This window comes from Candidatus Marithrix sp. Canyon 246, assembly GCF_001723685.1.
GTDB lineage: Bacteria > Pseudomonadota > Gammaproteobacteria > Beggiatoales > Beggiatoaceae > Marithrix.
The window spans coordinates 1-2,862 of record NZ_MCBX01000033.1 but is presented as its reverse complement, the minus strand read 5'-3'; the positions used below and the strand labels follow the sequence as shown (position 1 = coordinate 2,862).

Here is a 2,862-nt window from a genome sequence, read left to right as displayed (position 1 = left end):
TTAACTTTAAGATTAATATTCCGCAGTGCCACAGCCTCTCGTTTTGTAAAAGGATGCAAAACAATATCGCTATAAGATTTTAGTAGCGGAAAATTCTTACATAAATTATGGGTTTCTATGGAATACACAATACCGCCACAGTTTGTAGTAACACCTCTTTCTTATATACCTTGATTTGAGGAGATACATAAGTAATTTCTTGTTCATTAGTTTCTTCAGTTGATTTTATATACAGAAACTTTTGCAAAACCCTTACCAATTTTATCTATTTAGCGCAAACTAAATTCTTTACAATCAAAGCTTATCCAATTGGTACTTTGCCAAGGATCGCCTTTTGCTGTCATTATTACGCCGCAGCCAAAATATTTACCTTTTTTCCAGCCGGTTGGTATTTGATATTGGGGTATTGAGAAGTTTTGTTCGCCACTTAGGTTTAGTTCGCTTTGATAGGCTTGTCTCCCATTTAATGAGCTGAAATTGTTGTTTAGCGGCATGATTTCCATCACGACTGCTATATATTCCATCACCATCATCATCTAATTGTGGAACTTGTTTGCTTTTTATTTCTGCTACTGCTGCTAAAAAGGCTGTGTTTATATCATAACCTCGGCGTAATGCAGGAATTAGTGTCTCAGAAAATTTTGAATTGTTCCATGCAACACTTTCAGCGTCGGAACTGGTTAATATTGTTCGTTTATTGCCGCCCATTTCCAGAAGATGTTTATAAGGTAAAAGTATATAAGCAATTTGTATTTTTGTCTTTACAAACATTATTATTATTATTAAAAGAAAGTGTCTCTAATTTAGGCAAAGCACTAAAATTGGGAATGGTGCCGCTTAGTTTATTCTCATTTAAATCTATCTTAGAAACACCACCATTACTACAACTAACACCATGCCAACTACAAGGCGTATTTGTAACATTCCAATTAGCCCCATCAGTACTATTATAAAGTTCTAACAACGATTCACATTCGCCTTTAGAAATTTCAGTGACTGCATTGCAGTCAGTTGCCGCTTGTATGATTGGACTTATTGCCATCATTAATACTACCCACCTGAGCCAATTGCTCAAGGGTTTATAACATTTAATTTTCATAGTAATCCTCATATATAGATATATAGCTTATGTAAGGTAATTTAAATCTATAAAAAATTAAATATTGAATTATTAACTAATGTTACACATTGAACTTCCTGTTCAGGGGCAACCGATAAACCTGACAGGAATGAAAATACGTAACATCAGTTACAAAACTACCAAACTTAAATTTTATTATTTTGTGCAGTCAATGTTTGCATGTTTTTACCTAAAATAATACCGGTATATCGTACAAGCAGATATTTTAGGCGTACAGGATAATAAAGATAAACTCGCCATGAGTTGGTGGGTAAGTTATAGAGAATCGCTAAACTTTTCGGTGAAAGGAATGTTCTATTTATAATTATGGATAATTTTTCTCGTAAAGACTTGTTACTCATCCATAGTGTGGCTAAACTCATAGAACATTCTTGAGAATTTACATTGCTATTTATAATTTCTTTGCTAATTTTTACTAGCTAATTTTTTTCTCTTGTTTTTTTACATTTAATCCTTGCACTAAAGCACAACCAGAGCTTGGCAATACCAAAGTGCAAAGTATTTTCAGCAAAGTAGTTTTACCAGCACCATTAGTGCCTAATAATCCAAACAATTCACCTTGCTTAACTTTAAGATTAATATTCCGCAACGCGACATTTTCTAGTTTTGTAAAAGGATGCAAAACAATATCGCTATAAGATTTTAGCTGCGGAAAATTCTTACATAAATTATGAGTTTCTATGGAATACACAATACCGCCACAGTTTGTAGTAACACCTCTTTCTTATATACCTTGATTTGAGGAGATACATAAGTAATTTCTTGTTCATTAGTTTCTTCAGTTGATTTTATATACAGAAACTTTTGCAAAACCCTTACCAATTTTATCTATTTAGCGCAAACTAAATTCTTTACAATCAAAGCTTATCCAATTGGTACTTTGCCAAGGATCGCCTTTTGCTGTCATTATTACGCCGCAGCCAAAATATTGACCTTTTTTCCAGCCGGTTGGTATTTGATATTGGGGTATTGAGAAGTTTTGTTCGCCACTTAGGTTTAGTTCGCTTTGATAGGCTTGTCTCCCATTTAATGAGCTGAAATTGAATGGGGAAGTTATTGTTTGGTAATTACTGTCAGGGTAGAGTATGGCAAGGTATAAGTCGTAGTTGTTTTGTTCTTCTATGCCGTTGGTTGTTAGGTTAATTGTTAATTGTTCGCCTATTTGGTAGTTTGCTTGGTTGAAGGATATTTGTATGGTTACAGGTGTGCTTACGCCTGCTGCTTGTACTATGCCGGTTGCTGTGTCTGACCAAAAGCCTTGGTTTCCTTGAACTTGATATTTTATTTTCCATTCGCCGGGTTTACGGAAGTTTTTATATACTGCTTCATAGCGATCTTGGGCTTGATTGTATAACATTTCTATTTGTGTTCTGCCAAAGTTGGTTTGTTCTCCTTGATATTCTAGGTTTTCTAAACCGGGGGGAATTAGAGTTGCTCGTGCTTTTTTGATTGCTTCGCCGCTGGGTGAGGTTTTTATCCATAATACTGCACTGGCTTGTTCTGCTGGCAAGTTCATGTGTGAATGAGTTTGAATAATTTGTGGAGCGTCTGCTTGTGATATTCCTTCTTGATTTATATATTGTTTAGCGGCATGATTTCCATCACGACTGCTATATATTCCATCACCATCATCATCTAATTGTGGAACTTGTTTGCTTTTTATTTCTGCTACTGCTGCTAAAAAGGCTGTGTTTATATCATAACCTCGGCGTAATGCAGGA

5 protein-coding genes are annotated in these 2,862 nt (G+C 34.9%); all 5 read right to left on the bottom strand.

Annotated features, from left to right (window positions below):
• Positions 1-366: 366 nt before the first annotated feature.
• Positions 367-771 carry a hypothetical protein gene (locus BHU68_RS12190; protein ID WP_069472880.1) on the bottom strand — a complete coding sequence of 135 codons (405 nt, stop codon included), beginning with the start codon at positions 769-771 and terminating at the stop codon, positions 367-369.
• Complete coding sequence (locus tag BHU68_RS12185) at positions 722-1,099, bottom strand: hypothetical protein (protein ID WP_069472987.1); 378 nt, start codon at positions 1,097-1,099, stop codon at positions 722-724. Before BHU68_RS12185 ends, BHU68_RS12190 begins: the two co-directional genes overlap by 50 nt.
• 167 nt (positions 1,100-1,266) lie before the next feature.
• Positions 1,267-1,503 carry a hypothetical protein gene (locus BHU68_RS16985; RefSeq protein WP_141698997.1) on the bottom strand — a complete coding sequence of 79 codons (237 nt, stop codon included), beginning with the start codon at positions 1,501-1,503 and terminating at the stop codon, positions 1,267-1,269.
• Between the two features lie 53 nt (positions 1,504-1,556).
• Positions 1,557-1,832, bottom strand: a complete 276-nt coding sequence (locus tag BHU68_RS12180) for an ATP-binding cassette domain-containing protein (protein WP_069472988.1) — start codon at positions 1,830-1,832, stop codon at positions 1,557-1,559.
• A gap of 141 nt (positions 1,833-1,973) precedes the next feature.
• The coding region (locus BHU68_RS17370; protein WP_171900409.1) for a hypothetical protein at positions 1,974-2,862 on the bottom strand (889 nt) is incomplete at its 5' end.